Here is a 25,678-nt window from a genome sequence, read left to right as displayed (position 1 = left end):
GGCGTCCACCGACACGGTCGTCAGTGCGTCCACCTGCTGGTAGAGGCACTTGGATTACCTGTGTCGAGCATGGCAAACTGGACGCTATGTTCAGCATTTCCGTTCGCGACAACACGGCCGACCTCGTCGGCCCGCTGTGGCGTTACTTTACGTGCCCCGGACCTCGGTGCACGTGATCTGAACAGCTCACCCGCCCCTGGTCCGAATCGGATCCGGGGCATTTTCGTCAGTGTGCCTGGATCGGTAACGACCCGAGCCGAGACCACGATCCACGCAGTAGGAAGAGGAGACGAATAGCAATGAGCACCCAGGCTGCAGCCCCCAATGGAAATACTGTAAATACTGTAAACACTGCTCCGACAGACGTCGAGATCCCCCAGAGTGAGGCGGAGATCGACGAACTACGGAAAGAAATCGACCGTCTCGACGCCGAGATCCTCGCGGCCATCAAACGCCGCTCCGAGGTCTCCCAGATCATCGGCCGTACCCGGATGGCATCGGGTGGTCCGCGTCTGGTGCACAGCCGAGAGATGAAGGTCCTCGAACGGTTCAACGAGCTGGGCCAGGAAGGCCACACCCTCGCGATGCTGCTCCTGCGCCTGGGCCGCGGACGCCTGGGCCACTAGCGCACACCCAGATCACTTGCGAACGGCTACATCGGATGCCTCTGGCAGTCCCGATGTAGCCGTTCGTGTGTGTATCAGTTCTCGAGCGCGATGTACTTCGTGTTCAGGTATTCCTCGATCCCCTCGGTCCCGCCCTCGCGGCCGAATCCGGATTCCTTCACACCACCGAACGGCGCTGCCGCGTCCGAGATCACTCCTCGGTTGACGCCGATCATTCCTGATTCCAGTGCGTCGGAAACCCGAAGCGCACGGTCGAGATCCCTCGTGAAGATGTACGCAGCCAATCCGAACTCGGTGTCGTTGGCGGCCGCGATGCCTTCGGCTTCGGTGTCGAAGCCGGTGATCGCGGCAACGGGTCCGAACACCTCTTCCTTCAGTATCCGCGCGCTCGCCGGAACGTCGGCCAACACCGTGGCCGGATAGAAGTACCCCTCACCACCTGGCGCTTCGCCGCCCAGTCGAACCTTCGCCCCGGCATCCACCGCATCTGCAACCAACTCTGCGACCGTGTCGAGCTGGTTCTGGTTGATCAGCGGGCCGAGCTTCGTCTCCGGGTCGGTACCCGGTCCCATCGTGAACGCCGCCATCTTCTCGGTCAGCTTGGTCGTGAACTCCTCACGCACGGCGTTGGCGACATGGAACCGGTTGGCGGCGGTGCAGGCTTCGCCTCCGTTGCGAAGCTTGGCCAGTACCGCACCCTCGACTGCCTTGTCGACGTCCGCGTCGTCGAACACGACGAAGGGTGCGTTGCCACCCAATTCCATCGACGTGCGGAGCAATCGCTTCGCGGACTTCTCCACCAGCATCTTGCCGACGCCGGTTGACCCGGTGAAGGTGAGCTTGCGCAGTCGAGGGTCGTCGATGAGAGGGCCGGTCACTTCACCGGATTTCGATGTCGGCAACACCGAGAGGACTCCATCGGGCAGCCCTGCTTCGGCCATGAGCTGAGCGAGTAGCAGCATCGTCAACGGGGTCTCCGAGGCGGGCTTGACGATGATCGTGCAGCCGGCGGCCAACGCCGGTCCGATCTTGCGGGTGCCCATCGCCAACGGAAAATTCCAGGGAGTGATGGCCAGACACGGTCCGACCGGCGCCTTCGTGACGAGGATCCGGCCGTTGCCCGCCGGCGCCGGCGTGTAGCGCCCGCCGATGCGAACGGCCTCCTCGCTGAACCACCGGAAGAACTCGGCGCCGTATTTGACCTCGGCACGGCTCTCGGCGAGTGCCTTGCCCATTTCGAGGGTCATCAGCAGCGCCACGTCCTCGGCGCGCTCGGTGATCTTCTCGAAGACGGCTCGCAGAATTTCACCACGCTCGCGCGCAGGTGTGCTCGCCCACTTCGACGAGACGGCCACGGCTTCGTCGAGAGCGCGCAGCGCGTCCGCGGGGCTCGCATCGGCGACATCGGTCAACGATTTTCCGGTCGCCGGATCCGCCACCGGGAAGGTCGCGTTGTTCTCCGCGGGCACGAACCGGCCGCCGACGAACAACTGGGTGGGAACTGATCGAATGAATTCGAATGTGTCCATGGGTTCCATGATGCTCGTCGGAGCCGCGTCCGTCTGCCCGCCAGCGAGACTCACGCGGAAGTTTCCAGCTTGTGCCACTAAAGTCGATGATCGTGAGCACTGACATCACCGGAACCTCAGCCTGGCAGAAACTGCGCGCTCATTACGCCGACATCGAAGGCGTTCACCTGCGAGAACTCTTCCAGGACGATCCAGCCCGCGGACGAGAGCTGACGATCGACGCCGGTGATCTTCACATCGACTACAGCAAGCATCGCGTCAGCCGCGAGACTCTCGCGCTACTCGTCGAGCTGGCCCGCGAGGCCGGCGTCGAGGCACGACGCGACGCGATGTTCGCGGGCGATCACATCAACAGCTCGGAAGACCGAGCCGTGCTGCACACAGCACTGCGTCTGCCGAAGGATTCTGCTCTGACCGTCGACGGTCAGGACGTCGTCGCGGACGTTCACGAAGTTCTGGACGCGATGGGCGCTTTCGCGGATCGGGTGCGCAGTGGCGAGTGGACGGGCGCCACCGGCAAGCGCATCCGCACCATCGTCAACATCGGCATCGGCGGTTCCGACCTCGGGCCCGTGATGGTCTATCGCGCGCTACGGCACTACGCGGACGCTGGGATCAGCGTTCGGTTCGTCTCCAACATCGACCCGGTCGACCTGGTCGGGCAGCTCGACGACCTCGATCCGGAGACGACGCTCTTCATCGTCGCGTCCAAGACGTTTTCCACCCTCGAGACGCTCACCAACGCGACGGCGGCAAAGCGTTGGCTGTTCGCCGGTCTGGGCAGCGAAGACGTCTCGGCCGTAGCCAAGCATTTCGTCGCAGTCTCCACCCATGGTGATCGCGTGGCGGAGTTCGGCATCGACACCGCGAACATGTTCGGATTCTGGGATTGGGTCGGCGGGCGCTACTCCGTCGACTCGGCGATCGGACTGTCGGTCATGTGCGCCGTCGGACCCGTTCGTTTTGCCGAATTCCTCGACGGTTTCCACCAGATCGACACGCACTTCCGAAACCAACCGCTCGAGCAGAACGCGCCGGTTCTCCTCGGGCTCATCGGGCTCTGGTACTCCAACTTCTTCGGCGCTCAGTCCCGCGCAGTGCTGCCCTACTCGAACGACCTGTTGCGCTTTCCCGCGTACCTGCAGCAGCTGACCATGGAGTCCAACGGCAAGTCGGTTCGCGCCGACGGCTCACCGGTGACCACGTCCACCGGTGAAATCTTCTGGGGCGAGCCGGGAACCAACGGCCAACACGCGTTCTATCAGCTCCTGCATCAGGGCACGTGGCTCGTGCCCGCCGATTTCATCGGCTTCGCGGAATCCACCGACGATCTGCCGACGGCGGACGGCACCGGATCCATGCACGATCTGCTCATGAGTAACTTCTTCGCTCAGACAAAGGTTCTCGCGTTCGGCAAGACTGCCGAAGAGATCGCTTCAGAGGGCACTGCACCGGAGTTGGTGCCGCACAAGGTGATGCCAGGCAACCGGCCTTCGAGCACCATCCTGGCCAAGGAATTGACGCCCTCGGTCGTCGGTCAGTTGATCGCACTCTACGAGCACCAGGTATTTGTCGAAGGTGCTGTGTGGGGTGTCAATCCGTTCGATCAATGGGGCGTCGAACTCGGCAAGACGCAGGCACTGGAACTGGGACCTGCACTCTCCTCCGAAGAGGCACCCGGCGACCTCGGCGACACGTCCACCGATGCACTCGTGCACTGGTACCGCAAGGAGCGCGGACGGGCCTGATTCACGCGGCAGCAGGGCCGAACCAACTCTCCGTCGCGTACACACGTCCGGATCGGTCGACGAGCCGAGCGCGAAGCTCTTGCTGTTCAACCCATTTGATGGCGCTGATACCCCGGATCAACGCTGCTTCGCTCGCTGCGTACGCCCACACCGCGTCGTCCGCTATCACCGAGACTTGCGCCCATTCCGTGGAGGGACGCTCCTGGTTCGGCTCCCAGGAGGGCAGCTCTACCGCCCGCGCCGTCGCCATCGCGGTTCCGTTGATCAGTTCGACTTCTTCGCTGCCCGGCACCGGAATCTGCCAGCCACCGGCCGGTGCATGGCCGGCCGTGGCGATCACGTCGCCGATCCGTACGGCAACACCACATTGCAGTTCGGCAGCCACGATCTGCGCGGCGCGATCGACGGTGTCTGCCTTGGCAACTCCGGTGATGTCGAACGACGCACCCCAGGGCGCGTACACCACGTCGCCGTCGAGCTGTACGTCCTCGAACGTCGGGGTCGGGTGGACCGGAGGGATGGACTCGTCCTCGGAGTAGTTGTCGGCAAGCGGATTGACTGCGCCGCCGGTCATACGAGCCGCCCACAGCGCCGACCGCAAGAGAGCAGACATACGCCGAGTCACTTTGACCGGAGTTCCCTGAGCGAGGTTGACGGCGTGAATCTCGGCGTCGCCCCGGCGAAGGTCGCACACCGCCTCGGTCTCGTCGATGGCAGCTGCGATCAACGCGTGCGCAGTGGGCAGCGCAGCGCCTTCGGTGACGTCCACCTCCACGGCGGAATCCCACATCGCCCACTTCTCGACACTGACCATGTCAGTCCTGCCCTTCGAACACACCGCGTTGTAACCAGTATGCGCCGGTCAGCAAGCCCCGTGCCATAAGCCGCTTCCGAGGCCGAGGCACGCATCCTGCAGGAGGAGCAGCGCACGGCAGGGGCTGATGGTAGATCTGTGCGACAGAATTGCCGCCCGGACTGTCGCCCTCCGTGTGCAAGCCGCGTAGTCCTTCGAAGGGTCCTGACCGCACCCGACTGCGACGGACGTCGACTACTACCGGCGCAGCGGGCCATTCCGATCCGAAAGACGCAGAGGCGACGCTCGACATGTCGTGCCGAGACGCTGCGCCTCGAGCTCGGTCTGCCGCAAAACACGTCCGGGCGACGCTGGTATCACCGCAGGAGATAGCGGCGACTGACGAGAAGCACTGTGTTCCAACGTCGATGACATACCAATCGGCCGCTTTCGACGCGCGTGACTTTCGACAGGTCGACACACCTGCCGCTCACTCTCGAGTGCCGAGAAAAATACGCGCCCATCACTACGCGCGAGCGTCGAGCAGAGCACCGAGAAGGAGTTCCGAACACGCGGCGCGCCAACCGCCGGAGAGAGTGACGCCCGGCGCCCGGCGGCAGTGCTCGCACGTTACAGACAGGGCCACGATGCATCGACGCAGCTACATAGGACCGGCCGAAAGAACCTGCAGCGCAACGGCGTAACCACCGACATTTTGCTTATACGCCACCCGCACGCCCGTTGGCAAAACGAACGGTCAGTACGCGGCGTAAATCACATACTTTACAAAGTCTTTGGAATCTCTCCGCGCCAAATATCCGCAGGTGAAAGGACTTTCGACCGGAGTCCAGAATAACCGTGTCGTCTACTATGTGAAAACTGCGAAGTAGCTGTGACGCTGGGTCACGCTCGAGGGAGGAATTGTGACCGATTCATTCAAGGACCGCTTGAACGCCTTGTACCCGGCCACAGCCCCGAGACTCACCAACGCACAAGTTGTGGAAGCCCTTTCACAACGCGGATGCAAGATTTCGACACCGTACCTCTCTCAGCTCCGGAGCGGTGTGCGCACAAATCCGTCAGAGCAAGTCGTTTTGGCATTGGCCGATTACTTCGGCGTAGCAGCAGAGTACTTCTTCGGCCCGACGCCTCGCCAAGATCCCGAACTGATTCCCGAAGAAGACCGTTCGGTTGTCGAAGAGTTCCACGACAGCGAATTGCGTTCTCTGGCTATGAAAGCGGTCGACCTCTCCCCTGAATCGCAGGACTTACTCTCGTCGATTGCGGAGAAACTTCGCTCGTCCGAAGGACTCCCGGCCGTACCTCCGGATTGCAGCACGTACGCCCCACCGTTCACTCGTGACTGATCCAGCGCGAAGATCAGCGAGTCAAGCGGCCCAATAGTGCCGAGGCGGTGACGATTCCGAGCAGCGCTGCCCCGATCAGCACGCCGAAGTCGACGACATAGTTGGTCGGCATTCCGATGAGTAGACCGCGCAGTGCTGACACCTCGTAGCTCAGCGGGTTGATGCGGCTGAGCCACTGAACCCACGTCGGCATGAGTTCGACCGGGTACAGCGCGTTGGACGCAAAGAACAATGGCATGGTGATTGCCTGCCCGATGCCCATCAATCGATCTCGTTTGAGCACGATTCCCGCGATCGCAACCGACAAGCAGGCAAAGAACGCGGAACCCAGGACAACGACCAATACGACCCCGAGCAGTTTGAGCGGGTTCCACGTCATACTCACGCCCAACAGCGCCGCCACGATGACGACCACCATTGCCTGGGCGACTGCGCGGATCCCGGCGGCGAATGCCTTACCTGTCACCAATGCTGCGCGCGGCGTCGGCGTGACCATCAATTTGGTGAGGACTCCCGCGTCACGCTCCCAGATGATCTGGATTCCGTAGAAGATCGCAACAAAAAGAGCGGACTGCGCAATGATGCCGGGCGCGAGAAAGTCGAGATACGGTACGTCGCCAGTGGGGATCGCTCGGATATGGCTGAACGTCTGGCCGAAGATCACCAACCAGAGGATCGGCTGGATTGCGCGCGTGACCAATTCAGATCGGTCGTGCCGCAACTTCTGAACTTCCACGAGGCAGAATGTGTAAATTCTCGAGAGCAACCGAGCGAAACCGTTGGTAGTGGGATCAGCCCAAGCGGCGCGCTGTGCGACGGGCACTGCGGACATCGCGGAGACCTCCTGACTTGTCGCCGGTGAGATCGTCGCCGGTGTAGTGACGGAACACGTCTTCGAGAGTGGCCTCCGGCCCCAGTTCGGCGGCCAACTCGCTCGGCTCGCCCACCGCCCGAAGTTCACCGTGATGCATCAACGCAACACGATCACACAGTTCCTCGGCTTCTTCCATGTAGTGCGTCGTCAGCAGCACAGTCATGCCGTACTGCTTCTGCATCTCCGCCACTCGCTGCCAGACGGATTCGCGGGCAATGGGATCCAGCCCCACCGTCGGTTCGTCGAGTACCAGCAGCGACGGTCGGTTCACCAGCGCCTGTGCAAGTTCGAGCCGTCGCACCATACCGCCGGAGAAACTCGACGCCAGGCGATCGCCTGAATCGAGCAGGTCCACCATCTCGAGCGCCTGGTCGACGCGCTCGCGTCGTTCGGACCGCGGAACGTCGTACAGTCTCGCGAACCAGGTCACGTTCTCGCGTGCGGTCAATGCGCTTTCGATCGAGAGCTGTTGTGGCACGTACCCGAGGTAGCGCCGAATGGTCATCGCCTCGGTACGAACTGAGCGACCGAGAATCCGAATATCACCGTCTTGCAGAGGAAGTAACGTGTTGAGCAATCTGATCGTCGTAGTCTTTCCTGCACCGTTGGGACCGAGCAGGCCGAAGCACTCCCCCGCGTTGATGACCAGACTCAGGTTGTCCACCGCGCGGTGGTCGCCGAACTTGTATGTAACCGAGTCGATCTCGACCGCGTGTGCGCCGGGGTCGGGTGAACCTGCCGCTCGGCTCTTCCACCACTGTGTCAGCATCTCACTGCCCCTCACCTTCTGATCCGGCTGCTGCCAGAGCGCTCGCCAATCGCGACAGGGCTGGTAGCGCAGCCTCGATCCTCGCCCTGTCTTCTCCGGTCAGACTCGACAATGCCTGGCCGACAATCACGCTCCGGCGATCACGCCACACTTCGACGCGGGCGCGCGCCTCGTCCGAGAGCACCAATCGCGCGACGCGTCGATCAGCCTCGTCGGCAACCCGTTCGATCACTCCATCGTCGACGAGCTGCCGAACCAGGGTGGACACCGTGTTTGCCGCGACACCCAATCGCCCGGCAGCCTCAGCCACCGACAGACCCGGGTTGCGCCGTAGCAGCCTGACGAGTTCGATTTGGGCGCCGCCGAGCGGTCGTTCTGCAAACGGTCGCCCCGATGCCTTCCTCGTGCCTCGACGCAATTGCCCGAGCGTCTCCAGGACATCATCCGAAAGCCTGTGATCTGCTCCGATTTCATCCACACCTCACAATAGCTCTGTAACAGAGCTATTGTCGAGGAATCCGGACGCCCGGCGTTTTCAGCTCGTCCGCAACGGGTATCCCCGATTGCTTGTCCCGAGCACTCCCGCCCAGAACGGAGACGTCATGCGCAGACAGTGGTTGTTCGCGACGGTTGCGAGTAGCGCCCTGATCCTCACCGGTTGCTCGCCCGACGCCCTCGATTCCGGGGACAGCGCAGACAACGTCACTGCCATTGCGACGTCGCTGTCGCCACCCGCCGCCGCTGATGCACCCCTGCTGAAGACCGCCGACTCCCCACTCGGGACGATCGCCGTCGACGGCGAAGGCATGACCGTCTACGTCTACAACCCGGACGAGGAGAACTCACAAGCCGGGTCGTGCGACGAAGCGTGCCTGCGTTACTGGCCGGCGGTCACCTCGGTCACGGATTCGCCGATCGTCGAAGGAATCGACGCCGTCATCGACACTGTCGACGGGCCTGAAGGATCTTTCCAGATCACCGTCAACGGCAAGCCCGTCTATCGGTACCTCGACGACAAGGTTCCCGGAGACATGCTCGGACAGAGCGTCGGCAGCCTGTGGTGGATGATCGACGCCGCCGGAAACCCCGTGTTCAAGACTGAGTAACCCTCAGTTGTACGGCTGCCGCGCGGTTTCGGGGTCGCCGTACGTGATTGCCCGTTCCCGACGCGTTTTCGACGCCAGGGTTGCGCCCCAGTTCAGCACCGTGCTGGCGCGATTGCGGAAACCCGCGAGGAACGCGATGTGGATGATTCCCCATGACACCCATCCGATGAACCCGGACAACTGGACCGGCCCTGCCTGAAGCAACGCGTGGCGTCGCGAAATGTAGGCCGCAGTTCCAAGATCGCGGTACTTGAACGGTTTTCGGCTGGGCACTCCGTTTTCCACGGTTGCAGCGATCCGGGCACCGGCGTGCCGACCACCCTGCATCGCGACCTCGGCCACCCCGGCAAGTTTGTCCCGCGACATGAGGTCGCCCACCACGTAGACGTTCGGGTGGCCGGGAACGGTCAGATCGGCTTCCACCTCGATGCGGCCTCCGCCGACCTGCTTCACACCCAGCGCCGTGGCCAGTGCCTCGGCGAACGGCACTGCTTCGACGCCCGCGGTCCACAAAATCGTGCGGGTCTCGTACTGCCGCTTCTCTTTTGTCTTCTTGTCCGTCGTCTCGATGCTGGTCTCGCACACGTCGGTGACGTGCACGCCGAGGTGAGTCTCGACGCCGATCCCGTCGAGAGTACGTTTGGCGGCGGCCGAGAGCTTGCGACTGAACGAAGGCAGCACCCGATCGTCGCCGTGGAAAAGCAGTACCCTTGCCTCGTCCGGGTCGATGGACCTGAACTCGTTTGCGAGCGCGTGCATTGCCAATTCGCGGATCTGTCCGGCTAATTCGACGCCGGTGGGTCCGCCGCCCGCCACGGCGAATGCCAGCCACGGTCGACGTTCTTCCGCTGTCGGGAGCGATTCGGCCATCTCGAACGCAGCAATGAGACTGCGTCTGATCGCCAAAGCGTCGTCGAGGGTTTTCATGCCGGGCGCCCATTTGATGAACTCGTCCTGACCGTGGTACGACTGGCGCATTCCAGCCGCCACGATCAGGTAGTCGTACGGCAATTCGAAGGTCGACCCGTCGAAGCGACTGGCAGTCAGTATCCCGGCGTCGGCGTCCACCGACTTGGCCTCGCCCAGAACGACGTTCGTGTTCTTGTTGTCCTCGAGCAGATGACGCAACGGACTTGCGATCTGCCCTTCGGAGAGCAGACCCGTGGCGCACTGGTAGAGCAGGGGCTGGAAGACGTGGCTGGTCCCTCGGTCGATCAGAACCACCTCGACGTCGGCCTTCTTGAGTCGTCTCGCTGCGTACAGTCCACCGAAGCCGCCACCGACGATCACTACTCGGGGCTTACCGTTCGAGATGTGGATGCTCATCAGACAAACCTCGCTGTCACGGAGTTGGGCAGGAATCGTAGGGCCGCATCTATCCCTTGCCACTTGAGGCCGGGTAGCGCCGCTCGGGTGGTTTCCTTCTCGATGGCGTCGACCATGGCACTGACGCCTTCGTACAAACTGGCCATGAGCGCTGCGTCGTCGCCGGCGCCGGCGGACATGTCGGTCTTGATGAAGCCCGGCAGCAGGGTGGTGACGCGAATAGGTGTGCGCGCCAACTCGATACTGAGCGCCTCACCCAGAGCCGCTACCCCGGCCTTGCTTGCCGAATAGGCCGCTTTTGGCCCTGGCAGCCCCCGATCCGCGCTGATCGAGGACACGAGAACCAGGTGTCCGGCGTCCTGCGCGCGGAAGATCTCGAGCGCAGCTTCACACTGCGACAGCGCGCCGACAAAATTCGTCTGCGCTGTTGCAAGATTCGCGTGCGCTTTTCCGGTGCCGATCTTGGCGCCCTTGCCGAGCCCGGCGTTCACGATCACCCGGTCCAGGCCACCCAACTCGTCGCGCAGCTCACCGAAAACCCGGACGACGGAATCGTGTTCGGTCACATCGAGTTCGCGCACTGCGACGCTGATCGACGGGTACTGCGCCACCAGCTCCCCACGCAGCGTGTCGAGACGATCCGTCCGCCGGGCACACAACGCGAGGTCGCGACCGGCCGCGGCGAATCTCCTGGCCATCTCCTCACCCAGACCCGAACTGGCACCGGTGATCAAAATCTTCTGCCGCGTCATGGGTGCAACTGTAACCATCTTCGAGTTCTCGTACCCGGCGGTAACCGAGCGAACTCGGACCGATCCGACATACCGTGGAAGCATGACCGACGAATTCGATGTCATCGTGATCGGCGGTGGGCCCGCCGGCGAGAACGCCGCCGCGTACGCCATCGCCGGAAGTAATCGCACCGCCGCAATCGTGGAACACGAACTGGTCGGCGGTGAATGCTCGTATTGGGCCTGTATGCCCAGCAAGGCGCTACTGCGCCCGGGGCAGGTCCTCGAGGCGGCCGACGCCTTGCCCGGGATCCCGGCCGGACCGCTGGACGTCGAGGCCGTCCTTAAACGCCGCGACTCGTTCACCCACAACCACGACGATTCGTCCCAGGTCGACTGGGCCACCTCCGCGGGAATCACAGTGATCAAAGGCCACGGGGTGATCGACGGCGAGCGCGCTGTGACCGTCGACGGGACCCGTAAGCTCCGCGCCCGCCAAGCCGTCGTACTCGCCACGGGCACAACTGCCACTGTCCCGAAGACGCCGGGGTTGCGTGAAGCACTCCCGTGGACGTCGCGCGATGCGACCAATCTCCACGAGGTTCCGTCGCGGGTGGCGGTCATCGGCGGCGGAGTCGTCGCAACGGAGTGCGCAACGTGGTTGTCGTCGTTCGGCGCTCACGTGACACTGCTCGTGAGAGGCGATGCTCTGTTGAAATCGGCAGAACCGTTTGCCGGAACGATGGTTGCCGAAGCACTCGGCGCCCGCGGCGTCGACGTTCGACTGAGCACCGCCGTCAACTCGGTGTCACGACCCGACGCCAAGGACACCGGTGAGGGCCACATCCACGGTGGACCCGTCAGCATCGAGACCTCTTCCGGTGTGATCGAGGTCGACGAGGTCATCGTCGCGGCGGGCCGCGGGCCGACATCTGCCGATCTGGGCTTGTCCGTCATCGGCCTCGAGGACGGCAAGTACGTCGCCACTGACGATCACCTCTGTGCCCAAGGTGAGTGGCTCTACGCCGTCGGCGACATCAACGGTCGCTCTCCCCTCACCCACATGGGCAAGTATCAGGCGAGAGTCTGCGGAGACGTCATCGCCGCGCGGGCCGAGAGCCGCGGACTCAGGGGACCTCGGTACACGGCGTCGGCGGACAACGGACAGGTCCCCCAGGTGGTGTTCACCTCACCCGAAATCGCGTGGGTGGGACGCACCGAGAAGAAAGCTCGCGACGACGGCTACGACGTCGAAGTCGTGGAGATCGAACTGACCGTCGCAGGATCCTCACTGTTGCGCGACGACTACTCCGGGCGCGCGAAGTTGGTCATCGACAAGGCCACCGAGGTGATCCTCGGCGCTACTTTTGCCGGGCCCGAAGTGTCCGATCTGGTGCACGCGGCGACAATCGCGGTCGTCGGCGCCGTCCCACTCGAAACTCTCTGGCATGCGGTGCCCTCGTATCCGACGGTCAGCGAGGTCTGGCTTCGATTGCTGGAGGCTCGCCGCTGACGCGATCCCGAAGTACGTATAGTCGCGACATGGCGTCCGACATACTTGTGACCACGGCCGACGGCACCCTGCGCGGCCGCCGGGTGGGAAAACTTCGTGCCTGGCGCGGAATTCCCTACGCCCGGCCGCCGGTCGGAACACTGCGTCTGACGCGGCCACAGCCGGTCACACCATGGACCGGAGAACGCGACGCGACCAGGTTCGGCGACGCCTCGGTCCAGCACAAGAAGGGGCTGCTGCTTTCGCCCGGGAAGTACCAGCCGAGCAGCGAGGACTGTCTGACACTCAACGTGCTCGCTCCAGCGAACGCCGGTAACACCCCGCTTCCGGTCATGGTCTTCATCCACGGTGGGGCAAACACCATCGGGACCTCGGCTACCGGCTTGTACTCCGGTGTGTCCCTCGTCGAACGCGGCGACATCGTCTACGTCTCGATCAACTACCGCCTCGGTGCTCTGGGGTACCTCGATTTCACACCCTTCTCCACGGCCGAGCGGGCATTCGATTCCAACCTCGGACTGCGCGATCAGGTCGCGGCCCTGCAATGGGTGCAGCGCAATATCGCTGCCTTCGGTGGGGATCCTGAAAAAGTCACGATCTTCGGTGAATCCGCCGGAGCCACTGCCGTCACCACCTTGATGGCTACTCCGGCTGCCAAGGGACTGTTCGCTGGTGCGATCGCCGAGAGTTCGGCTCCTGATCTGGTCTCGAGCACGCAGCGATCGCACGCCTGGGGCGCGCGTTTCGTCGAGATCCTCAATTCCGGTCTACCGCCCGCGAAGGCTTTGACCTCGGCGACTGCCGTCGAATTGGGCCGAGCAGGCAGCAGACTCGGTGCCGAGGTACTGGCGAACACGCCTGGACTACATCCCTTCGGTCCGGTCGTCGACGGCGACTTCCTGCCGCGCTCCCCCTTGGACGCATTCAATGAAGGATCGGCACACCAGGTTCCGTTGATCATCGGCACCAACAGACGGGAGGGAACGCTCTTCCCGAAGGTGCTCGACGCACTCCCGACCAACCCGTCGCGCATCGACACCATGTTCGCTCTCACCGATCCCGAGGCCGGAAAGCGCATCCTCGCAACCTATCCCGGCTATCCCGACGAGCAGTCCGCGATCGACGTCGGTGGAGACGTCACGTTCTGGCACCCTTCAGTGGAGTTGATGCAGGCTCACGCACAATCGGCGCCGACGTACGCCTACCGATTCGACTTCGCGCCGACGATGATGCGTTGGCTCGGCCTCGACGCCACTCACGGTTTCGAGATGTTCGCGGTCTTCGGTATCGGCGACACCCTTGTCGGGCGCGGCCTCACCCTTCCCGGCGGTCGGCGCGGACTGCGCGCAGTCACCGAATCTGTTCAGGGACACTGGCTTCACTTCGCCAAGCACGGCTCGCCGCGTGGGTCGTGGCCGCGTTACGACGCGCAGGAGCGTAGGACCATGATCTTCGACGAGATCGTCCGCGTCGAGAACGATCCCAGACGTGAACAACGCTTGGCCTGGTCGGGATACAGCGGTTACCGTAGCCACGGCACCGACATCTCCCTACCGTGACGAGCCCCCTCGAGATCACTCTCGATTCCGGGGTCGTACGCGGGCGCTTCGATCGAGGACTGCGCACCTGGCGAGCAATCCCCTACGCAGCGGCCCCGACCGGCCGCTCGAGATTTCGCACACCACAGCCGGTCGAGGCTTGGAATGGTGTCCGCCCGGCGGAAGCATTCGGCTCTCCGTCTCCGCAGCGCAAGAGCAACTTCGACGAGAACTCACTCTTCGTCAATGTCGTGGCCCCGCAGGTACCGTCGGATTCGTTGCGACCGGTCATGGTGTTCATTCACGGCGGCGCGTACAACGGCGGGAATCCGTCGACGCCCATGTACCGCGGAACGAGCCTGGTCGAACGTGGCGACATCGTCTACGTCTCGATCCAATATCGTCTCGGCGCGTTGGGCTACCTCGATTTCAGTGAGTATTCCACTGCTGAACAATCATTCGACACGAACCTCGGATTGCGCGATCAGATCGCCGCGCTGACGTGGGTCCAGCGCAACATCGCCTCCTTCGGTGGCGACCCGAACGCCGTCACCGTCTTCGGTGAATCGTCCGGCGCCAACGCTGTCACCACTCTGATGGCAACGCCCGCGGCCCGAGGGTTGTTCGCTCGGGCCATTGCTCAAAGTCCGCCGGCTGCTTCGGCATACGGAAAGGATCGAGCGCAGCGATGGGCGCGCGAGTTCCTCGAGATCGCAGACGCACCGGAAACCGATCCTGCCTCGTGGCTGCGCTCCGCTTCGGTGAAGGAACTGGTCGACGCCGGCGAAGAACTTGCGCGACGCGGCGCGGACGAAGAACCCGGAACACGGGCATTCGCCCCTGTAGTGGGTGACGACATTCTTCCCGAACACCCGCTCGACGTGTTCGCCGCCGGACGGGCCCACCCCGTTCCGCTGCTCGTCGGTTCGAATCTCCATGAGGGGCGGATCTTTCCGCGCGTTCTCGACATCTTGCCTACCAACCCGGTTCGGATCGAGAAGATGTTCTCCCACACCACCCCTGAAGTGAAAGCACGTGCGCTCGCGGCGTATCCCACGTATCCGCATCGTTTCGCTGCCGCCGATCTCGGCGGCGACATCACCTTCTGGGAACCGGCAATACTGTGCGCACAGGGCCATTGCCAGGTAGCTCCTACCTACAGTTACCGCTACGATTTTGCGCCTCGCCTGCTCAGACTCATCGGCATGGGCGCTACCCATGCCACCGAATTGCTTGCGGTCTTCGGCCGTTCGGATGCACTCACCGCGGCCTTGACCGCGGTCGGTGGACGTCGCGGACTGGCCGCGGTGACCTCCACCGTGCAGCGCCACTGGATCCATTTCGCCCGACACGGAGTGCCGGACCAGGATTGGCCCGCCTACTCCGTCCCGGAGCGGCAAACGATGATCTTCGACGAGACGTCCAGAGTGGAGAACGACCCGATGGGTGAGCGTCGACGCGCCTGGATCGGCTACGAGCACCGACGCTGAAGCCCGGTCAGAAGAACTGGCCTTTCACGAAACCTGCGAGCAGGACCGCGAATCCGCCCACCTCACCGAGAATCAGCAGGAACATTCCGAGGTGAAGGGGCGGACCGGCGGACTCGAACTGATTGTCGGTGTCCTTCATCGCACCGTGAGCGATGTAGCTGAAAATCGCTGCGAGAAAGAAGAACACGACCACTGCGGCACTGGTCAGGTTGATCCACGTCGGCCACGCACTGAGTTCGACGAACACCGCGATCAGCAGCGTCGCAAACGAGTACATCAGGGCTGCGCGGTGGGCGATGTCGACATACGGATGGGCGAGGTGATTATCCGAGGTGGCCATCTGTCGGTACTTCCAGATTCCCAGGCACAGGGAGAGAAGGAAGATCAGACCGGCCGCGAGCAGCGTCAATGTCGTGTCGATCCCCAGGGTCATCTGCTCACCCCGCAGTGCGCTTCCAGTGAGTCACCGCTGGGTGATCCAGTCGAAGGATTGTCGTAGACGACAACCAGCACCACCGCACGATCTGCCGACACCGATCGCATCCGGTGTGGCGTATTCGCGTCGAAATACAGGCTGTCGCCGGCGTCGAGGTGCATCGTCTGTCCGGGGATTTCGAATTCTACGGATCCGGAGTGCACGAACACGAACTCCTCTCCGGTGTGGTCCATGAACTTGGGACCCATCACCGACGCCGGATGAACCACGAACGGCTGCATGGCCTTTCCGACCATGGAGGGCGCGATCGGATCGTAGACGGAAGACTGCACGGAGGAAGCCGGGTCGATCACGCGGTCCTTGGCGCGCACGATCGTCATGGCATTGCCCTCCATACTGTCCGAGAACAGTTGTCCCACATCGGCATCGAGCACCCGTGCAATTTTGAGCGCCACCGCGATCGACGGGGTACTGATACCCCGCTCGACCTTCGAGAGATAGCTCTTCGTCAGACCGGTCTGCTCGGCCAGGCCCTCGAGCGTCAGACCGGCGCGACGCCGATGTGTTCGCAAAAACGCTGCCATTCGATTCCCCTCACGAGACTTTGTGTCATCACCCTACCAACACATTGACCTGCGACGATCACCGACGCTCGTCCTGAGGGTTGCACATTTCCGTCCTATATGACACTTTGTGTCCTATAGGTGACTGAATGTCATTGATTCCGGGCCCCGAGAAAGGCACACCCCATGACCGACACGATGCATGCGAGCAAGCAAGAACTCATGGCCACCGCCGAGACGAAAATGCTCACCGCAGTAACCACAGGCAGTTGGACACTTCGACAGAAGATCGCACTGACCTGCCGCGCACTGTCGGACGCCGGCCACGATTCCGGTCTCGCCGGCCAGATCTCCGCCCGCGGTGAGCAGCCTGGCACGTTTGTCACCCAGCGACTCGGCCTCGGGTTCGACGAGATCACCGAGGACAACCTCCTGCTCGTCAACGAGGACCTCGAAGTCCTCGACGGGGAGGGCATGCCGAACCCCGCCAACAGGTTCCACAGTTGGATCTACCGCGCCCGACCCGACGTCAACTGCATCGTCCACACACACCCACTGCACGCGACGGCGTTGTCGATGCTCGAGATTCCCCTCGTCGTCTCCCAAATGGACATCGCGCCCCTCTACGACGACTGCGCATTTCTCGCCGACTGGCCCGGAGTTCCCGTGGGAAACGAAGAGGGCGAGATCATTTCGGCTGCGCTCGGCGACAAGCGGGCAATTCTGCTCGCCCACCACGGCCAACTAGTCGTCGGCAACACGGTCGAAGAAGCATGCTCCCTCGGGCATCTGATCGAGCGGGCCGCGCGGCTGCAGTTGCTGGCAATGGCTGCCGGCGACATCAAGCCGCTACCGCCTCGCCTGGCGAAGGAGGCTCACGATTGGACGCTGACCCCTCGGCGCAGCGAGGCGAACTTCGCGTACTACGCCCGTCGGGCTCTCCGCAATCATCCCGACGCACTGACCAACTGAATTTCGTTTCCCACCAACAGAACAGAGAACCCCATGAGCAGCACAATCAAGGGAATCGTCGCCTACCCCATCACCCCGTTCGACAGGGACACCGGAGCATTCGATCCCAAGCCGCTACACACGCTCCTCGACAGCATGATCAGCAGTGGTGTCGACGCGATAGCCCCACTCGGCAGCACCGGCGAGAGCGCCTATCTCTACGACGCCGAATGGGAGTCGGTCGCCCGGGAAACTGTCGACTACGTCGACCGACGAGTCCCCACCGTCGTCGGAGTGTCGGATCTGACGACGGCGGGAGCACTCCGCCGAGCATCGATCGCGGCAGACGCCGGTGCCGACGCAATGATGATCCTCCCCACGTCGTACTGGCATCTGGGTGAGCAGGAGATTCGTGAACACGTCAGTGCGGTCGCCGATTCCGTCGACATTCCCACGATGATCTACAACAATCCCGCGACCACAGGGATCGACATGTCGCCGGAGTTTCTCGTCGACCTCGTCTCCACCGTCGACGGCATCACGATGATCAAGGAATCCACCGGCGACATCACCCGGATGAACCGCATCAACGAACTGAGCGGTGGCACGATTCCCTTCTTCAACGGCAGCAATCCTCTTGCACTGCAATCTTTCTCTGCCGGTGCAAGCGGATGGTGCACGGCAGCCCCGTGTCTGGTCCCCGAACAGGTGGTGCACTTCTGGCGTCTACTCGAATCCGGTGATCGGTCGGGTGCCGGCGCTGTATTCGACAAGATCGAGCCACTACTGAAGGTCCTCGTCAGTCGCGGACTGCCGTCGACGGTCAAAGCCGGGTTGGAATTTCTCGGCGTCGACGCCGGCCTTCCCCGCCGGCCCCTGCTGCCCCTAGACGACAACACCAGGACAGCTTTGTCCGACGCTCTGTCGGTGGCTCGCGGTGTAATCGTCGCGTCGTGACCTGACGTGGGAGTGGGTTCCGGCAAGATGGGATGCACACCGACCGAAGGAGGGGCACCATGTCCGTAGATTCACGGTCAGCGAGGATCGCCGTCACCGGCGCTACCGGTCAAATCGGCGGACTGGTGGCCCGGTCGTTGGCCGACGCCGGTGTCCCGCAGCGACTGATCGCGCGTTCGGTCAACCGATTGCCGCAGCTCCCCGGTGCCGATTCGGCCGAGACCACGTACGGGGATCAGGAGAGCGCTCTCGCGGCTCTGGCCGGAATCGACAACCTCTTCATGGTCTCGGCGGCCGAAAGCGCAGATCGCCTGGATCAGCACCGCACCTTCATCGACGCCGCAGCGGAGGCCGGGGTCAGGCACATCGTCTACACGTCTTTCCTCGGTGCCGCTCCGGACGCGACGTTCACGCTCGCTCGCGATCACTGGATCACCGAGGAACATATCCGCGCTTCCGGACTCGCATTCACCTTCCTGCGCGACAGCTTCTACCTCGATTTCCTACCCGCTCTCGCCGGTGAAGACGGTGTGATCCGCGGACCCGCAGGTGACGGTCTTGTCGGCGCGGTAGCGCGGTCCGACATTGCTGCCGTCGCCGTGTCGGTTCTGCAGGATCTGGATTCTCATGTCGGACAGACGTACAACCTGACCGGACGCGAGGCACTGACGCTCTCCGAGGCCGCGAGCATCATCACCGAGATCACCGGCAAGCGGACCACGTACGTCGAGGAAACGCTCGAGGAAGCCTACGAGTCGCGGGCGTCGTACAACGCACCCGCTTGGGAGCTCGATGCTTGGGTGTCGACGTACACCGCAATCGCGCAGGGTGAATTGGCGATGATCACGAGCACCGTGGAGGACCTTGTCGGCCGGCCCGCGCTCACGCTGCGTGAATTCCTCACAGCAGAAACCGCCTGATGCCACCACGCAAAGCAACCACGGCACGCAAGGCTGCCGCAAAGAAGGCTGCACCCAAGAAGAGTGCAACCAAAAAGACCGCCGCAAAGAAGACTGTCGCAAAGAAACGATCACGCGCTGTGATGCCCGACGTTCCGACAGCCGCTCCGGGCGAACGAGTCTGGCTTCTCGACGTACCCTTTCGGACGCCGGCGCCTGGTGCGCAGTTCGTCAAGAAATGGAAGAGCTACGCGTGGGTCGGCACGGAGTTGCCTGTAGAACTCGCTCCGTTCAAGGCACTCCCCTTCTCGTATCAGCAGTGGGTCGAGGACGACATCAATGACAGCACCGGCGAACGCCCGGTTGCTGCACCCAAAATTCCTCGGCCCGAGCAGGTTTCGGGGGCTGCGGCCGTCGTCGACGCTGCTCGGGCCGGCAAACGCGGATTTCTGTTGGCAGACAATGCCGGCCTGGGTAAGACGCTGATCGCAGTGATGTCGGCCAAGACGATTGCCGAGGAACGCGGCGAAACCAACATCCTCGTCCTCGTCGATCGACCCGCACAGATCACCATTCCGCATTGGCGCTATTCCATCGCCTCGGTGGGCGACGGCGGATTCCGCTGGCTGATCATGTCGCCTGACCAATTGAAGAAGCTGATCGCGCGAAACGGCCGTCCCAAGTACACCTTCGGTGTGGTGATCGCGGACGAGGCCCAGCTGTACAGCAACGACACACAGCGCACAGCTGCCTTCGAGAAGGTTGCGCGCTTTTCCAATTCACACGAGCAAGCGCCGTTCGTCCTGTCCGTGACAGCAACACCGGGACATACGCCGGCAGATCAGCGTTACCTGGCGCCGCTTTTTGCGCAGCTGCATTCAGAACCTTCGGAGTACTGGTCCGACCTGGGTGCCAGGCTTGTCGAGTCCGGCCTTCCGCTGGACAAGTCCTACGGGAAGTGGACGTGGAGCGCAGAGGCGAAGGAATCAGCGACCCTGCAATCCCAGGCGCTCGAGACCGTGCGTGGATGGATGTCGAACAGCAAACCGCCCTTGATGATTCATCGACCGACTCCATGGGGACCCGTTCCGCTCGACGGTATGCCGATCGACCTCACCCATGCCCAACGCGCCGAGTACGAGACCGAGTGGGCCGAGTACGCCTACGAAATGGGATTGGCCCGCAAGAGCCGCAACATCGCGCGGGGCCGTGCGCTTGTTCTGCGCTATCGACAGAAGGCGGGCATGATCCGCGCCGAATCGACGGCCCAGTGGGCGCAGGCGCAGGTCAAGGCAGGCAAACAGGTGTTGGTGGCCGTCGAATTCGTCTCCACGGCAGGCGATCCATTGGTCGAGATGATCGAAGACTCCGGGATCTCGGTCGCAAAGCTGTTCGGCGCGGTGCCGGACAAGGAGGGTCAACGTCTGCGGTTTCAACGCGGGGATGCACCGGTCATCGTCTTCAATGTCACGACCTCGATCTCGCTCCACGCCAACGAAGCACTCCCCGACGGCACTCACGCGTCCTCGTTGCCACGGACGGGAATCTTTCATCAACCGCGATACTCAGGGATTGCGGCAGAACAGACATTCGGTCGGTCACACCGCGACTACCAGACGTGTCCATGGGTCATACCCTTCGGCGTGGGCACCAAGGAAGAGGACGTCGCCACGGTCATGTTGCGCAATCTCAATTCGGTCACAGGTCTGAAAGGCGGTGATCGATCCGGTCTGCGGTCGCTGTCCGAACTGCTCGGCGTCGAATGGCTAGAGCCCGATGTCTTGACCACAGAGACTTGACCTCGGAGTCTTGACCTCGGAGTCTTGACCTCGGCGGCTTGACCACGGAGGCTTGACCTTCCAATGGCCATCCAACGCGCGCACACGAACGGTTTCGGAGGTATGCCCCAATTCCGCTCCACCAAAACCGAATTCGGCTGACCGCTTCATTCCTTTCGGGACCTTGGGACTCAGGTATCTGTGACCTGACGTGGCAGACTCTTTCGAGTCGAGGTGCACCAGCCTCGAAACAGTGCCGAGAAACCGAGGGGTCCTATGCGCAATATCTACCGGTCATTGATGCGCAATGTCGGCCATACACAATGGTTCTCGGATCTCGGCAAGGATCTGGTTCCGCTCGATCGAGCAGTGCAGAGAGTGTCGGGCGGCAAGCTCTCACTCGTCGGCGAAAACACCGTGACCCAGCTACTGCTCACCACCACTGGCCGCAAGACCGGCCGTTCTCGCACCACGCCACTTCTGTATGCACCCGACGGCGATGCGTTTGTCGTCGTCGGATCCAACTGGGGGCAGGATACGCATCCAGCGTGGACACTCAATTTGATGGCAAACCCCACCGCAATCGTGACAGTGAAGGGCGTCGAAATACCGGTCGGTGCGAGTCTGGCGGAGGGCGCCACGCGTAAGAAGCTGTGGAAGCTCGCGACCACCACGTGGCCACCGTACGAAACCTACGCCGATCGAGCATTCGGGCGCCAGATCCGCGTATTTCGACTCCAACCTGTCAAATAGCTGCTGCCGGGCGCAGGATGGGAAGGACCACCCTGCCGATCTCAGGAGCATTCGCGAATGTCCACAGCACTGACTCACGCAGAAGACACACAGATCACAGCTTCCAACGGGCGGATCGCACTGGAGCCGAACCCCCGCCGCATTCGAGCATTCTTCGCTGGTCACGCCGTCGCGGACACCACTCGTTCGGTGTACCTTTTCGAACGCGGCCGCCTGCCGATGTACTACATCCCTCGCGCGGACGTTCGCACCGAATTCCTCGTCCCGACGTCGACGACCACCCATTGCCCATGGAAAGGTGACGCCACCTATTGGACGATCGAGATCGGGGATCGCCGGGCCGAGGACGCCGTCTGGTCCTACCCCGAACAGTTCGACGGTTCCCTGGACCTGAGTGAGTACGTCGCGTTCTATTGGGATCGCATGGACGCCTGGTACGAGGAGGATCAACAGGTCTTTGTCCACGCCCGCGATCCATACGTACGTATCGACGCACTCCCCTCGTCCCGACACGTCCAGGTTTTTGTCGGCGACGTACTGGTCGCCGAGACGACACGACCCAGACTGCTGTTCGAAACCGGACTGCCCACGCGGTACTACATTCCGAGAATCGACGTTCGCAGCGAGTACTTTGTGCCGTCCCCGACCACCACGGCCTGCCCGTACAAGGGCACTGCGTCGTATCTGTCCTTCACCGGCACAACCGAACTCGCACCGATCGAGGATCTGGCGTGGTTCTATCCGTTCACTACCGCCGAAGCGTCCGGGATCGACAACCACGTGTCGTTCTATCCCGAACGCGTCGGCAAGATCCTGGTGGACGGTACCGAAATCTGACAGGCACCGAAATCTGACAGGTGCGGGGATCCGAGAAGGTGCGGGTGCCTATCCCACCGAGACAAGGGATTCCGGGATTCGCAGTTCAGCCTTTTCCAGCCGGCGATCGTGCATCCACACCAACGCCGTTGCAACGGAGAAGACCAACCCGGCGATGCATACTCCGTTCCAGCCGTACGACTTCCACACCATCGACCCCACAGCCGAGCCCACCGCGGCACCCACGAAGTAGGTGGTCATGTACACCGAGTTCACACGCGAACGCGCTTCGGGGACAAGGGCGTAGATCACGTTCTGGTTGCTGACGTGCACTCCCTGCAGCGCGAGGTCGGCAAGAACGATGGCAACAAGAAACCACACTATATGCGTGGCACCGGAGGCAAACGGAAGCCACGAGACCAACAGAATCGCGATAGCTCCGCCCGTTGCCACCTGACCCAATCCCCGATCGGCCAGTCTGCCCGCCACGGTCGCCATCAACGCTCCCGCCACGCCGAGTAGTCCGACCAGGCCGATTTGAGTATCGCTGTAGCCGAATTCGCCGGAGAGAAGAAAGGCCATTGTCGTGAAGACGGTGCTGACGGCAGCAAAAGCCAGCCCGCCCATGGCCGATCGAGTTCTCAGGCGCGGCAAGGTCGCAGCCAACTTCCCTACCGACACGAGCGTTGCGCCGTAGCTTGCCTTCGGTCGATCGGCGGAATCGGAAGGCAGAGATCGCCACAATGCCACGGCCATCACCACCATCAGAACCGCCGCAACCTTGTAGACCGTCGACCAACCTCCCAGTCCGGAGAGCACGCCGGCAACACTGCGCGCCAACAGGATTCCGATCAGCAGTCCACTCATGATCGTTCCGACCACCCGACCGGACCGCTCAGGTTCGGCCAGTGAGGCGGCAAACGGAATCAGCACCTGGGCAGCAACCGAAAAGACCCCTGCCACTGCGATTCCCACGGCAAGCGTGGCAAAGTTGGGCGCAAATCCGCTGACCGCTTGACCGGTAGCCGCCAGCAGCATGAGCCCTACCGTCAGCTTGCGTCGGTCGACCATGTCGCCTACCGGAACCAGAAGTATCAATCCGAGTGCATACGCGACCTGTGCGATGGTCACCGTCGCGGCCGCTGCGGAGGCCGAGACGTTCAAGTGATCCGAAATGGAATCGAGAAGTGGCTGATTGAAGTAGTTACCGCCCGCGCACAGACCCGTCGCTGCAGCCATCAGCAGCACTATCGGTAGTCCGAGCCTCGGACGCGCGTCGCTTGAAATCATGTCGTCAAGCATGACCGCCCACACCGACGTGCGTCCAATAGATAGATATGCATGATCTATCTCCAGAAGCGATAGATTGGTGCAATGGAACTACGTCACATCCGCTACGCCCTGGCAGTCGCGGAAGACAGACACTTCAGCCGTGCTTCCGCGCGGTTGCACGTTTCACAGTCCGCGTTGAGTGCCCAGATCAGAGACCTCGAAAAGGAACTGGGAGTCGAATTGTTCAACCGCAACAGTCGAAACGTCGGCCTGACTGCTGCCGGGGAGGTTTTCGTCGCCCGCTCCCGTGAGGTGCTCGGCGCCGTGTCGAGACTGGTCAGTGATGTCTCGGCACGGAGCAACGAGCAAGTGCGGCTGACGGTCGGCACCATCACCTCGGCGGGGCGCGTCGACGTCGGTCGTGCGCTGGCAGATCTGACACGCCGCCACCCTGCAATCAACATCACCGCGCGACCGTACGGCAGTGAAGTAGTTATCGAAGGAGTCCGGTCCGGCGCAATCGACGTCGGCATCGTCGGATTGGCCGCAGGTCGCTTACCCAAGAGCTTTGCCGCCGCACCGTTGTGGAGTGAACCCACCGCAGCGTTTGTTGCTCCCGACCATCCCTTTGCCCAGGCCTCGTCGATCAGACTCGAAAACCTACGGGATCACACTCTCGTGGACTTCGCCTCCGGCAGCGAGGCCCGTGTCCAAACCGACCAAGCCTTCGCCGAATCACAGGTCCCACGCGGAAAAACGCTCGAAGCCAACTCGGTGGACCTGATCTGTTCACTGACCGCCAACGGCCTGGGTGTCGGTTTGCTCCCCCAGTCCATGAGCGCCCTACATCCCGAACTGGTCTGTATTCCGATCACCGATGCCCCGCATCGGATCGTCCACGCAATTACCGAACCCACCCATTCGTCGGCGCTGGCCCGTGAATTCGTCGAACTACTCGCGGCGCAGTTCGCTACTTGAGCAGTTTCGACATTCGCCTGTCCGCCAACGGCTTACCGCCTGTCTGGCACGTCGCACAGTATTGAAAAGAACGCTCCGCGAACGACACCTCGCGTACGACGTCACCGCACACCGGACAGGGAAGTCCGGTGCGAGCATGTACTCGCATCCCCGAGCGTTTCTCACCTTTGAGCCGCGCCGCGTCCTGACCTTCCGAACGCTCGATCGCGTCGGCCAGCGTGGACCGCATCACGGCATACAGCGTCGAAATCTGCTCCGGCGTCAGCCGCGACGAGGTCGCGAATGGCGATAGTTTCGCGGTGTGGAGGATCTCGTCCGAGTAGGCGTTCCCGATGCCGGCGATCAACGACTGATCGACTATCGAGTTCTTGATCCGCGCCGACGTCCCGCCCAGAATCTCTGCGAACTCAGCTTCTGTCACAGCCATCGCGTCCGGCCCCAACCGGGCGATGCCCGGAACCTCCTGCGGATCGTTCACCACCCACACGGCGAGGCGCTTCTTGGTGCCGGCTTCGGTGAGATCGAACGCCGGCGTCAACCCTTCAGGTGTGAAGAAATGAACGCGCAGCGCCAACGGCCCCTTCCCCGGCTTCGGCGGCGTTGGCGACGGATTATCGAGCCACCGCATCCAACCGGCACGGGAGAGATGCGTGACCAACCACAACCCGTCGCAATCCAGAGCCAGATGCTTCCCGAAGCGGGCGGCGCCCGTGACGTCACGCCCTTGCAAAGCCGTGATCGGCGGATCGAAGGTCTTGAGCACACTCAATGCAGCGATATCGACGCGTCCCACTACTGCGCCGACCGCGTGCTGACGAAGGAACCCTGCCAGCGCTTCCACCTCGGGTAGTTCAGGCATGGCATC

At 62.6% G+C, this 25,678-nt stretch carries 25 protein-coding genes; 14 read left to right on the top strand and 11 right to left on the bottom strand.

The genetic code is table 11. The annotated features are described in order from the left end of the window. Nucleotides 1-299 precede the first annotated feature (299 nt). Nucleotides 300-626, top strand: a complete 327-nt coding sequence (locus CPI83_RS08070; RefSeq protein WP_019744757.1) for a chorismate mutase — start codon at nucleotides 300-302, stop codon at nucleotides 624-626. 74 nt (nucleotides 627-700) lie between these two features. Here CPI83_RS08070 and CPI83_RS08065 read toward each other — a convergent pair whose 3' ends face one another. Continuing rightward, nucleotides 701-2,155 (bottom strand): NAD-dependent succinate-semialdehyde dehydrogenase, encoded by a 1,455-nt coding sequence (locus tag CPI83_RS08065; protein WP_181447538.1) that lies wholly within the window; start codon nucleotides 2,153-2,155, stop codon nucleotides 701-703. 92 nt (nucleotides 2,156-2,247) lie between these two features. Between CPI83_RS08065 and pgi the strand changes: the two genes are divergently transcribed. Continuing rightward, a complete protein-coding gene (gene pgi / locus CPI83_RS08060) occupies nucleotides 2,248-3,903 on the top strand; it encodes a glucose-6-phosphate isomerase (protein ID WP_021345178.1) in 1,656 nt (551 codons plus the stop codon). A 1-nt stretch (nucleotide 3,904) separates the two neighbouring features. Here the strand turns inward: pgi and CPI83_RS08055 are convergent, their stop codons facing one another. Then, on the bottom strand, nucleotides 3,905-4,717 hold the full coding sequence (locus tag CPI83_RS08055) for an FAD:protein FMN transferase (RefSeq protein WP_020970361.1): 813 nt from the start codon (nucleotides 4,715-4,717) through the stop codon (nucleotides 3,905-3,907). A gap of 902 nt (nucleotides 4,718-5,619) precedes the next feature. On the opposite strand from CPI83_RS08055, the gene CPI83_RS08050 reads away from it, so the two are divergent. Beyond that, a complete protein-coding gene (locus CPI83_RS08050; protein WP_019744761.1) occupies nucleotides 5,620-6,063 on the top strand; it encodes a helix-turn-helix transcriptional regulator in 444 nt (147 codons plus the stop codon). Between the two features lie 13 nt (nucleotides 6,064-6,076). Here the strand turns inward: CPI83_RS08050 and CPI83_RS08045 are convergent, their stop codons facing one another. Genes CPI83_RS08045 through CPI83_RS31310 form a run of 3 tightly spaced genes read right to left on the bottom strand, consistent with a single transcriptional unit; the run spans nucleotide 6,077 to nucleotide 8,184 of the window. After that, entirely contained in the window at nucleotides 6,077-6,895 is an 819-nt protein-coding gene (locus CPI83_RS08045) for an ABC transporter permease (protein ID WP_019744762.1), read from the bottom strand. After that, complete coding sequence (locus tag CPI83_RS08040; protein WP_020908654.1) at nucleotides 6,855-7,706, bottom strand: ATP-binding cassette domain-containing protein; 852 nt, start codon at nucleotides 7,704-7,706, stop codon at nucleotides 6,855-6,857. The genes CPI83_RS08045 and CPI83_RS08040 overlap by 41 nt, the downstream gene beginning before the upstream one ends. Before the next feature lies 1 nt (nucleotide 7,707). After that, entirely contained in the window at nucleotides 7,708-8,184 is a 477-nt protein-coding gene (locus CPI83_RS31310; protein ID WP_020908655.1) for a MarR family transcriptional regulator, read from the bottom strand. Nucleotides 8,185-8,308: 124 nt separating this feature from the next. On the opposite strand from CPI83_RS31310, the gene CPI83_RS08030 reads away from it, so the two are divergent. Further along, on the top strand, nucleotides 8,309-8,812 hold the full coding sequence (locus tag CPI83_RS08030; protein ID WP_019744765.1) for a hypothetical protein: 504 nt from the start codon (nucleotides 8,309-8,311) through the stop codon (nucleotides 8,810-8,812). 3 nt (nucleotides 8,813-8,815) lie between these two features. On the opposite strand, the gene CPI83_RS08025 is transcribed toward CPI83_RS08030, so the two are convergent. After that, nucleotides 8,816-10,138: an NAD(P)/FAD-dependent oxidoreductase gene (locus CPI83_RS08025; protein WP_097387059.1), complete on the bottom strand. Its 1,323-nt coding sequence runs from the start codon at nucleotides 10,136-10,138 to the stop codon at nucleotides 8,816-8,818. Next, the gene (locus CPI83_RS08020; protein ID WP_097387058.1) at nucleotides 10,138-10,890 is read right to left on the bottom strand and encodes an SDR family oxidoreductase; all 753 of its coding nucleotides are present in this window, start codon (nucleotides 10,888-10,890) and stop codon (nucleotides 10,138-10,140) included. Before CPI83_RS08020 ends, CPI83_RS08025 begins: the two co-directional genes overlap by 1 nt. An 82-nt stretch (nucleotides 10,891-10,972) precedes the next feature. Between CPI83_RS08020 and CPI83_RS08015 the strand changes: the two genes are divergently transcribed. The 3 genes from CPI83_RS08015 to CPI83_RS08005 are packed head-to-tail and all read left to right on the top strand — an operon-like array spanning nucleotide 10,973 to nucleotide 15,410. Next, nucleotides 10,973-12,382: an NAD(P)/FAD-dependent oxidoreductase gene (locus CPI83_RS08015; protein WP_097388140.1), complete on the top strand. Its 1,410-nt coding sequence runs from the start codon at nucleotides 10,973-10,975 to the stop codon at nucleotides 12,380-12,382. Nucleotides 12,383-12,411: 29 nt separating this feature from the next. Further along, a complete protein-coding gene (locus tag CPI83_RS08010) occupies nucleotides 12,412-13,941 on the top strand; it encodes a carboxylesterase/lipase family protein (protein WP_097387057.1) in 1,530 nt (509 codons plus the stop codon). After that, the gene (locus tag CPI83_RS08005; protein ID WP_097387056.1) at nucleotides 13,938-15,410 is read left to right on the top strand and encodes a carboxylesterase/lipase family protein; all 1,473 of its coding nucleotides are present in this window, start codon (nucleotides 13,938-13,940) and stop codon (nucleotides 15,408-15,410) included. Before CPI83_RS08010 ends, CPI83_RS08005 begins: the two co-directional genes overlap by 4 nt. A gap of 7 nt (nucleotides 15,411-15,417) precedes the next feature. Here CPI83_RS08005 and CPI83_RS08000 read toward each other — a convergent pair whose 3' ends face one another. Next, nucleotides 15,418-15,843 carry a hypothetical protein gene (locus tag CPI83_RS08000; protein ID WP_003946354.1) on the bottom strand — a complete coding sequence of 142 codons (426 nt, stop codon included), beginning with the start codon at nucleotides 15,841-15,843 and terminating at the stop codon, nucleotides 15,418-15,420. Beyond that, complete coding sequence (locus tag CPI83_RS07995) at nucleotides 15,840-16,430, bottom strand: XRE family transcriptional regulator (protein ID WP_020908662.1); 591 nt, start codon at nucleotides 16,428-16,430, stop codon at nucleotides 15,840-15,842. Before CPI83_RS07995 ends, CPI83_RS08000 begins: the two co-directional genes overlap by 4 nt. Nucleotides 16,431-16,595: 165 nt before the next feature. Between CPI83_RS07995 and CPI83_RS07990 the strand changes: the two genes are divergently transcribed. From CPI83_RS07990 to CPI83_RS07965, 6 genes are all read left to right on the top strand, one after another. Continuing rightward, nucleotides 16,596-17,381 carry an aldolase gene (locus CPI83_RS07990; protein WP_097387055.1) on the top strand — a complete coding sequence of 262 codons (786 nt, stop codon included), beginning with the start codon at nucleotides 16,596-16,598 and terminating at the stop codon, nucleotides 17,379-17,381. Between the two features lie 33 nt (nucleotides 17,382-17,414). Beyond that, nucleotides 17,415-18,317 (top strand): dihydrodipicolinate synthase family protein, encoded by a 903-nt coding sequence (locus CPI83_RS07985; RefSeq protein WP_097387054.1) that lies wholly within the window; start codon nucleotides 17,415-17,417, stop codon nucleotides 18,315-18,317. A gap of 59 nt (nucleotides 18,318-18,376) precedes the next feature. Continuing rightward, complete coding sequence (locus tag CPI83_RS07980; RefSeq protein WP_097387053.1) at nucleotides 18,377-19,237, top strand: SDR family oxidoreductase; 861 nt, start codon at nucleotides 18,377-18,379, stop codon at nucleotides 19,235-19,237. Next, nucleotides 19,237-21,015: a DEAD/DEAH box helicase family protein gene (locus tag CPI83_RS07975; protein ID WP_097387052.1), complete on the top strand. Its 1,779-nt coding sequence runs from the start codon at nucleotides 19,237-19,239 to the stop codon at nucleotides 21,013-21,015. Before CPI83_RS07980 ends, CPI83_RS07975 begins: the two co-directional genes overlap by 1 nt. Before the next feature lie 255 nt (nucleotides 21,016-21,270). After that, nucleotides 21,271-21,747: a nitroreductase/quinone reductase family protein gene (locus CPI83_RS07970; protein WP_019744776.1), complete on the top strand. Its 477-nt coding sequence runs from the start codon at nucleotides 21,271-21,273 to the stop codon at nucleotides 21,745-21,747. A 57-nt stretch (nucleotides 21,748-21,804) separates the two neighbouring features. Beyond that, the gene (locus CPI83_RS07965; RefSeq protein WP_029255945.1) at nucleotides 21,805-22,584 is read left to right on the top strand and encodes a DUF427 domain-containing protein; all 780 of its coding nucleotides are present in this window, start codon (nucleotides 21,805-21,807) and stop codon (nucleotides 22,582-22,584) included. Between the two features lie 48 nt (nucleotides 22,585-22,632). On the opposite strand, the gene CPI83_RS07960 is transcribed toward CPI83_RS07965, so the two are convergent. Next, entirely contained in the window at nucleotides 22,633-23,865 is a 1,233-nt protein-coding gene (locus tag CPI83_RS07960; protein WP_097387051.1) for an MFS transporter, read from the bottom strand. 72 nt (nucleotides 23,866-23,937) lie between these two features. Between CPI83_RS07960 and CPI83_RS07955 the strand changes: the two genes are divergently transcribed. Next, entirely contained in the window at nucleotides 23,938-24,813 is an 876-nt protein-coding gene (locus CPI83_RS07955) for a LysR family transcriptional regulator (protein WP_097387050.1), read from the top strand. On the opposite strand, the gene CPI83_RS07950 is transcribed toward CPI83_RS07955, so the two are convergent. Beyond that, entirely contained in the window at nucleotides 24,806-25,672 is an 867-nt protein-coding gene (locus tag CPI83_RS07950; RefSeq protein WP_019744780.1) for a DNA-formamidopyrimidine glycosylase family protein, read from the bottom strand. The genes CPI83_RS07955 and CPI83_RS07950 overlap by 8 nt on opposite strands. Nucleotides 25,673-25,678 lie beyond the last annotated feature (6 nt).

The sequence above is a fragment of the Rhodococcus sp. H-CA8f genome (assembly GCF_002501585.1).
Taxonomy (GTDB): domain Bacteria; phylum Actinomycetota; class Actinomycetes; order Mycobacteriales; family Mycobacteriaceae; genus Rhodococcus_F; species Rhodococcus_F erythropolis.
The sequence above is the reverse complement of the archived record's forward strand: the minus strand, read 5'-3'. Positions and strand labels throughout refer to the sequence as shown.

Coding starts and splice junctions, on each gene's coding strand:
- CPI83_RS08070 (WP_019744757.1), top strand. CDS start 300: ATGAGCACCCAGGCTGCAGCCCCCAATGGAAATACTGTAAATACTGTA.
- CPI83_RS08065 (WP_181447538.1), bottom strand. CDS start 2,155: ATGGACACATTCGAATTCATTCGATCAGTTCCCACCCAGTTGTTCGTC.
- CPI83_RS08055 (WP_020970361.1), bottom strand. CDS start 4,717: ATGGTCAGTGTCGAGAAGTGGGCGATGTGGGATTCCGCCGTGGAGGTG.
- CPI83_RS08045 (WP_019744762.1), bottom strand. CDS start 6,895: ATGTCCGCAGTGCCCGTCGCACAGCGCGCCGCTTGGGCTGATCCCACT.
- CPI83_RS08040 (WP_020908654.1), bottom strand. CDS start 7,706: ATGCTGACACAGTGGTGGAAGAGCCGAGCGGCAGGTTCACCCGACCCC.
- CPI83_RS08030 (WP_019744765.1), top strand. CDS start 8,309: ATGCGCAGACAGTGGTTGTTCGCGACGGTTGCGAGTAGCGCCCTGATC.
- CPI83_RS08025 (WP_097387059.1), bottom strand. CDS start 10,138: ATGAGCATCCACATCTCGAACGGTAAGCCCCGAGTAGTGATCGTCGGT.
- CPI83_RS08020 (WP_097387058.1), bottom strand. CDS start 10,890: ATGACGCGGCAGAAGATTTTGATCACCGGTGCCAGTTCGGGTCTGGGT.
- CPI83_RS08015 (WP_097388140.1), top strand. CDS start 10,973: ATGACCGACGAATTCGATGTCATCGTGATCGGCGGTGGGCCCGCCGGC.
- CPI83_RS08010 (WP_097387057.1), top strand. CDS start 12,412: ATGGCGTCCGACATACTTGTGACCACGGCCGACGGCACCCTGCGCGGC.
- CPI83_RS08000 (WP_003946354.1), bottom strand. CDS start 15,843: ATGACCCTGGGGATCGACACGACATTGACGCTGCTCGCGGCCGGTCTG.
- CPI83_RS07995 (WP_020908662.1), bottom strand. CDS start 16,430: ATGGCAGCGTTTTTGCGAACACATCGGCGTCGCGCCGGTCTGACGCTC.
- CPI83_RS07990 (WP_097387055.1), top strand. CDS start 16,596: ATGACCGACACGATGCATGCGAGCAAGCAAGAACTCATGGCCACCGCC.
- CPI83_RS07985 (WP_097387054.1), top strand. CDS start 17,415: ATGAGCAGCACAATCAAGGGAATCGTCGCCTACCCCATCACCCCGTTC.
- CPI83_RS07980 (WP_097387053.1), top strand. CDS start 18,377: ATGTCCGTAGATTCACGGTCAGCGAGGATCGCCGTCACCGGCGCTACC.
- CPI83_RS07975 (WP_097387052.1), top strand. CDS start 19,237: ATGCCACCACGCAAAGCAACCACGGCACGCAAGGCTGCCGCAAAGAAG.
- CPI83_RS07970 (WP_019744776.1), top strand. CDS start 21,271: ATGCGCAATATCTACCGGTCATTGATGCGCAATGTCGGCCATACACAA.
- CPI83_RS07965 (WP_029255945.1), top strand. CDS start 21,805: ATGTCCACAGCACTGACTCACGCAGAAGACACACAGATCACAGCTTCC.
- CPI83_RS07960 (WP_097387051.1), bottom strand. CDS start 23,865: ATGCTTGACGACATGATTTCAAGCGACGCGCGTCCGAGGCTCGGACTA.
- CPI83_RS07955 (WP_097387050.1), top strand. CDS start 23,938: ATGGAACTACGTCACATCCGCTACGCCCTGGCAGTCGCGGAAGACAGA.
- CPI83_RS07950 (WP_019744780.1), bottom strand. CDS start 25,672: ATGCCTGAACTACCCGAGGTGGAAGCGCTGGCAGGGTTCCTTCGTCAG.